The sequence below is a fragment of the Faecalicatena contorta genome, from assembly GCF_021531995.1.
Lineage (GTDB): Bacteria > Bacillota > Clostridia > Lachnospirales > Lachnospiraceae > Dorea_A > Dorea_A contorta_A.
On sequence record NZ_JAFBIZ010000198.1, the window covers coordinates 1 to 2,534 of the forward strand.

The following is a 2,534-nucleotide window of genomic DNA, read 5'->3' on the forward strand; positions in this document are numbered from 1 at the left end:
CGATAAAATAATTTCAAATTACAGGATTCCCTGTAATCTGATAACAATCGAATTTCACCATCCTCATATGAAAAAAAACGACTGTCAGCGAATGCGTATCCATCATTAAATTCTACTTTTAACTTCATGGTATCAATATTATCGTAAGCAGATATATCTTCCTGAAGCTGTTCCTCCGAAGCTTCCGCCTCATCTTTTAAAGCCCTCTGTATACTGCAGGGATACACTTTTGTTTCATATCTTCTATACCCTTCCAGATCCTTAAGCATGAGCTCTTTTTTATCTTTCAGAGCAGTATGACTTCCTACATAGACACCGATCGGACTTTCACAAAGAACCTCCTCTTCTAACTCCATTTTCATATCAGGCACCGGAATTCCATATCCGATAAAAATATCCAGTTTATTTGCCTCCAGCATCCTGCCGCCTTCTCTGGGATCAATTTTACAAAACCCAAATCTCTCTTCAGAGTCCTTATAATTACTTCTGATAACATTCTGAAGCTTATCCCAGAAAATGCGATTGATAGAAGAATCCACTCCTATATCAATCACAGGCTTTTCCCTCAACTGCTGTATCTCCTTTGACATCTCCTCGTTCAAACGAAGCATTTCTTTCGCCTTATCATACACGATCTGCCCCAATTCAGTTACTACAATCTCTCCGTTGCCTCTGTCGATAAGCTTTCCACCTACACTTTTTTCCAGCGAAGATATCTGTTGACTAATTGCAGTTTGCGATACAAAATTTTTCTTTCCTGCTTTTGTAAAACTTTTGCTGTCAATAACATCAACAAAATATTTGTACTTCCAAAGAATCATTGCCTAATTTCCTTCCTTTAATACCCTGTTCACTGTCAGGTTATAATGATCAGAAATTGCGTCGCATATTACCTGCGTATCCCTTGTTCTACACGCATCTACCAGTTTTTTATGTATCGGATACTGTCTTTTTTCAATCTCCTTTATGTCCTGATTTCCTGCATAACAGCTGAGTATATTTCCATAATTCATGTCTGTCCAGACTTTTTCAAGACGTGATAATCCTGCTCTTTCAATAATCACCCTGTGAAGCAGACAGTCAAGTGAAACAACTGTTTTATAATTCGCATCTTTCAAATTCTTCATCAATTCAAGAATCGTATCCATTCTCCTGATATCTTCATCAGAAAAATTACCGTTATAAGACTGAACTGCCAGAATCTCATAATTCGAGCTAATCATATAAATTTCTTTTATATCATCCAGAGTCACTTTACGAACAGAGCACCCTGCATTTCTCTTATACTCAACCATGCCTTCCTGTTCCAGCTGACGAAGAGCCTCCCTGATCGGTCCGCGGCTCACTCCAAATTCTTTTGCCAGATCCTGCTCTATGATTCTCATGCCAGGAATCAATTCCTGATCGAGAATCTTAGTTCTTATCTCTTCTACAATTTTTTCTCTTAACGTACAATGTGATAATTTTCCCATACAGTTAGATTCCTTTAGATATAGTAGATTGTCAACAATCTACTGTTATCATATCACATATTTTTGTCATTTTCAACAAAAAAAACGCAAATCCAAAAAAGGATTTACGTTCTCTCATTCCTGAGCGTGCGGGGATTCGAACCCCGGACAACTTGATTAAAAGTCAAGTGCTCTACCACCTGAGCTACACGCCCTTATTCAATTGTTAGCAAACAAAATGCCCAGAGCCGGAATCGAACCAGCGACACGAGGATTTTCAGTCCTCTGCTCTACCGACTGAGCTATCTGGGCTTAACACATATAAATATGTGTGAGTTGCGGGGGCAGGATTTGAACCTACGACCTTCGGGTTATGAGCCCGACGAGCTTCCAGACTGCTCCACCCCGCGATATGAAATTGTAGTCCTTTCAGACTAAGCCGATGATCGGACTCGAACCGATAACCTGCTGATTACAAATCAGCTGCTCTGCCAATTGAGCCACATCGGCACGCGCCTTACGGCTAATGGATGGAGGTGGATTCGAACCACCGAAGCAATTTGCAGCAGATTTACAGTCTGTCCCCTTTGGCCACTCGGGAATCCATCCAAATATCAATTATTTTCTTATTTAATGGGACCAATAGGGCTCGAACCTATGACCCTCTGCTTGTAAGGCAGATGCTCTCCCAGCTGAGCTATGATCCCATAACGACCCAGAAGAGACTCGAACTCTCGACCTCCGCCGTGACAGGGCGGCGCTCTAACCAACTGAGCCACTGGGCCTTATAAAAGGTATGTACCTTCAAAACTGCATACAAGAAATATCATCCATTTACCTATCACCTTGCTTGGTCATGCCCTCGACCGATTAGTATCAGTCAGCTCCATGTGTTACCACACTTCCACCTCTGACCTATCTACCTCGTCGTCTTCAAGGGGTCTTACTACTTTACGTAGGGATATCTCATCTTGAGGGGGGCTTCACGCTTAGATGCCTTCAGCGTTTATCCCGTCCCGGCTTGGCTACTCTGCCATGCATCTGGCGATGCAACAGATCCACCAGCGGCCAGTCCATCCCGGT

General features: G+C 42.1%; 2 protein-coding genes, 7 tRNA genes and 1 rRNA gene. All 10 read right to left on the reverse strand.

What is annotated here, in order from left to right; translation table 11 throughout:
• Nucleotides 1-821, reverse strand: an 821-nt coding sequence (locus tag JQM82_RS15025; RefSeq protein ID WP_235251217.1) for a LysR family transcriptional regulator, incomplete at its 3' end; no start/stop codon positions are given.
• Nucleotides 822-824: 3 nt separating this feature from the next.
• A complete protein-coding gene (locus JQM82_RS15030; RefSeq protein ID WP_235251218.1) occupies nucleotides 825-1,472 on the reverse strand; it encodes a GntR family transcriptional regulator in 648 nt (215 codons plus the stop codon).
• Nucleotides 1,473-1,593: 121 nt separating this feature from the next.
• Nucleotides 1,594-1,666, reverse strand: a tRNA-Lys gene (locus JQM82_RS15035).
• Nucleotides 1,667-1,690: 24 nt separating this feature from the next.
• Nucleotides 1,691-1,763 (reverse strand) — tRNA-Phe (locus tag JQM82_RS15040).
• 24 nt (nucleotides 1,764-1,787) lie between these two features.
• A tRNA-Met gene (locus tag JQM82_RS15045) sits at nucleotides 1,788-1,861 on the reverse strand.
• A 27-nt stretch (nucleotides 1,862-1,888) separates the two neighbouring features.
• Nucleotides 1,889-1,961: transfer RNA gene (locus tag JQM82_RS15050), tRNA-Thr, on the reverse strand.
• A 17-nt stretch (nucleotides 1,962-1,978) separates the two neighbouring features.
• Nucleotides 1,979-2,060: transfer RNA gene (locus JQM82_RS15055), tRNA-Tyr, on the reverse strand.
• 25 nt (nucleotides 2,061-2,085) lie between these two features.
• Nucleotides 2,086-2,158, reverse strand: a tRNA-Val gene (locus JQM82_RS15060).
• A gap of 4 nt (nucleotides 2,159-2,162) precedes the next feature.
• Nucleotides 2,163-2,236: transfer RNA gene (locus tag JQM82_RS15065), tRNA-Asp, on the reverse strand.
• A 65-nt stretch (nucleotides 2,237-2,301) separates the two neighbouring features.
• A 23S ribosomal RNA gene (locus tag JQM82_RS15070) occupies nucleotides 2,302-2,534 on the reverse strand; the annotation flags it as partial.